Annotated in this window: 3 protein-coding genes and 1 pseudogene; all 4 read right to left on the bottom strand. The window is 56.4% G+C overall.

From position 1 onward, the window contains the following. Nucleotides 1–272, bottom strand: a pseudogene (locus K6T64_RS16475) (hypothetical protein); the annotation flags it as partial. A gap of 224 nt (nucleotides 273–496) precedes the next feature. Continuing rightward, a complete protein-coding gene (locus tag K6T64_RS16470) occupies nucleotides 497–1861 on the bottom strand; it encodes a sugar transferase (RefSeq protein WP_288011249.1) in 1365 nt (454 codons plus the stop codon). Between the two features lie 11 nt (nucleotides 1862–1872). After that, complete coding sequence (locus K6T64_RS16465; RefSeq protein ID WP_288011247.1) at nucleotides 1873–2832, bottom strand: NAD-dependent epimerase/dehydratase family protein; 960 nt, start codon at nucleotides 2830–2832, stop codon at nucleotides 1873–1875. A gap of 176 nt (nucleotides 2833–3008) precedes the next feature. Then, nucleotides 3009–3682: glycosyltransferase (locus K6T64_RS16460; RefSeq protein WP_288011244.1), on the bottom strand; the 674-nt coding region annotated here is incomplete at its 5' end.

Genomic DNA, 3682 nt, shown 5'->3' with positions numbered 1-3682 from the left:
AAAAGTCCAGGACTCGGTCGGGTCACATGTTTACCGTCCAGAGTGCGAAACAGGTGCATAGGCAACCGTTCCTCAGGAGGCTCAGAAAGAAACAGATATCCGAGCGGGACGGAAGTCGCAACCGCGAAATTTTCAAGTTGCCGCAATGTTGGCTGGCTTTCCCCGCTAAGCCATTCAGGAAGTTTGGGAAACTTTTGTTGGAGCTCGATCGGGTCTGCCGTCCGGCCAATCGCCCATCGAAGCACGCGTTCGTTTACATCCACCGTCGTCATCGGCCGACCTCCTTTCTCCGGTGTCAGTAGAAAGCCAGAATAATAAACGGATTTTTTAGATCGCCTCCGGGTGGCCACCCCCCGGTCGTTGAGATGTTCTCCCATGTAAATTCGTCCGGTACGGCACATTTCATACCAGTGAGAGACTGAAGGGAGTACCACAACCGGGAATCGTCATCGTCCTCCATACTAGCATACTCGATCCTAATCTCGCGTGAATGTTCTCACCGCACCGCTTCTTTCCGCACATCTTCCTGTCGGACACCGGCCGACCGGTCCCGGCGAAACAGGATCGCCAGGGTTTGAAACAGAATTTTGATGTCAAGCAAAATAGAATAATTTCGTATGTAGAGGAGATCGTACCGCAGTTTGTCTTCGGCCGTGGTGCTGTAATTGGCCATCACCTGGGCCAGGCCCGTAATCCCCGGCTTCACCGCCATGCGGTACCCGTAATGGGGCAGGTCTTGCTCAAATTGCTCAACAAAATGACGCCGTTCCGGCCGAGGCCCCACCAGGCTCATGTCGCCTTTGAGCACGTTGAACAACTGGGGTAACTCATCCAACCGGGTCGAGCGCATCAGGCGCCCCAAGGGCGTGATGCGCGGATCATCCTCGGAGGCCAACACCGGGCCCGTCAACTTCTCAGCATCCCGCACCATGCTCCGAAACTTATAGAGCACAAAAGGCTTGCGCCGTTCCCCCAGCCGTTCCTGGCGATACAGGGCAGGGCCAGGAGAGGTCAACGGAACGAGCACGAACAGCAAGATCATAAGGGGAGAAGTTAACATAATCAACACTGCAGACGCAACCACATCCACCAGACGCTTCACCGATCGCTGAAACGGGGACAGGGTCGGCGGCGTTACCGACAGCACCAGGAGGTCGTCGATCTGTTGCCACTGGGACCCGGCCAAGAACAGCTCATATGCATCGGGAACCAGCAGCACTTCCTTCCCACAGCGAACCCCGACCCGCAGAACAAACTCTTTGTGCTCTCTCGACAACCGGGGCGAGAGCAACAGCACGTCCACATCATCCAGGATATCTGGTTCTTTTTCCACTTGGTCCGCCGTGGCCGTTCCCGCTACCGCAAACCATCCCGGCGCATGACGCGCCAGCTTTTCACGATACCGTGCCGCATCCAGCGACCCGGTGGACACGATGAGCACCCGGCGCTTGCCGCTGGTCATCCAATGGGTGGACCAAGCAACCACCCGGGCCGACATAGCCAGAATGGTCTCCAGGAACATTCCGAGGAAAATGACCGTGCGCGGAAAGGCGAATCCCCGGCCCCAGAAACTCAGGGCCATGATCACCAAGGCCAGCAGCGCCTCGGACACGATCACCGATTGCAACATCTGAACCAGATGTTTCCTCGCCGTGGTGGCGTACAGATCGAAAAAATAAAAAATCAATAAGGCCGCCGCACCAACCCATGGGGCCAAAGAGAAGAATGGGTGGAGGTTCTCCGGCGGGATGCCGTGATGGAAACGCAGAACATAGGCGAGCATGAAGCTGCCGTACAAGATCGCGAGATCCAAGGCCATCCAGAGGATTTTCTTGACGATGCTGTCCCCGGAGGTATTCATGGCCCATCTCCTTACTTTAAAAAGCTGTCCTTGCCGACACCGGTCGGAGCACCAGCGAACCGCTGTTCATAATTCGCCAAGGTCCGCTCAAGCCCCTCCTGCAGCGTAAAGGTCGGCTCCCAGTCCAGCACCCGACGCGCTCGATCGTTGGCAAGGTAACTGTGACGGATATCCCCCGGCCGAGGTTCCCGATGAACGGCTCGGGCTTTCGAGCCCGACAATTGACGCAATGTATCCCACAGATCATTCACCGAGGTGGGATGACCGGTTGCGATGTTCACCACTTCCCGAGAACCGAGGGTCATGGCCGCTACATTGGCCGCCGCCACATCTTCCACGTAGACAAAGTCCCGAGTTTGCTCGCCATCTCCGTCGATATAAGCCGGCTCCTCCCGCAACAGCTTGTCCACAAAGATCGATACAACCCCGCCTTCGCCGCTCGGGTCCTGACGGGGACCGTAAACATTTGCAAAACGCAGAATCGTATAGTCCAAGCCGTACAAATCCGCATAACGTCGGATGTACAATTCCGGGGTGAATTTTGAAATGCCATAGAAGGAGGAGGGGAGGATGGGGTGCGCCTCGTCAATAGCCAGATACTGAGGCTCACCGTACACGGCCGCCGATGAGGCATAGATGATCTTCCGCACGCCATACTCCCTGCACTGGTTCAACACGTTGACAGTACCCAGAACATTGACCCGGCCGTCGGCCAGAGGATCCCGGATTGACCTGGGCACATTGCTTTGCGCAGCGAGGTGAATCACCACCTCCGGACGAACATTCCCGAAGACATCGGCGAGGGATTGACATTCCACGGACTGAATATGTAACTGGGCCCACGGATGGACCTGATCCTCTCGACCAGTGCTCAGGTCGTCCACCACCGCCACATCGTGGCCTTCTTCACACAGTCGGTCCACCACATGGGAACCGATAAAACCCGCACCCCCGGTTACCAACACCCGCACCCGTTTCACCTCCGCACCCCGATACTCAGCGTTATTGAACCTCGGAGTATCGCCAACTGCACAACGAATCCTATCGGCCCGAGACATACGAACAAAAGTTATTTTACGTCAAAGGACAAGGTTCGACAAGCCATTCCCCGCCCACCAGGTCCAAGAAAACGACGCTCAACGCCACCTCACCGCCGATGTTCGCGCAAAACCTCTTCATAGACTTGCCAGGTCCGATTTAGCATCTTGTCGAGCGTAAAATGCTGTTCATACCGACGCCTGCCGGCTTGTCCCATGCGTGCACGGAGATCTGGATTGGTGATCAACCGCTTCAGCCGATCCCGCAGGGTCACCTCATCCCCCCGTGGCACCAAATATCCGGTTTCCCCGTCCACCACCGCCTCGCACACGCCTCCCACGTCCGACGCCACCACCGGCAGTCCCGCCCGCATCGCTTCCAAAATGCTGATCGGAAAGCCCTCCCAATTTGACGTCAACACAAACACGTGGGCTTTTGCCAAGAGTTCGACCACATCTGCGCGGGTACCGAGAAAGGTGATTCGATGGCGAATGGAGGAGTTCGCTGCCAGGGCTTCCATTTCTCGGCGAGTTGGCCCATCACCGACAAAGGACAAGGAAAACTCCCCATTAAGACCTTCAAGTGCTCGAATCAAAAGCGATTGATCTTTTGGTTGGGCAAAACGAGCGACCATCACAATGTGCGGTTCATCAGTGTGCGACGGTTCTGCTCTCTGCGGCGTATCTGCAATCCCGTTGTGGATGGTCACCAACATGTTTTCAACGGCTATCCGATGCCGCAGAGCCAGGATGCGATCCGCTTCTGATACCGTAATGATCCGCT

Origin of the sequence: Kyrpidia sp. (assembly GCF_023512215.1) — a bacterium.
Classification (GTDB): domain Bacteria; phylum Bacillota; class Bacilli; order Kyrpidiales; family Kyrpidiaceae; genus Kyrpidia; species Kyrpidia spormannii.
The sequence above is the reverse complement of the archived record's forward strand: the minus strand, read 5'-3'. Positions and strand labels throughout refer to the sequence as shown.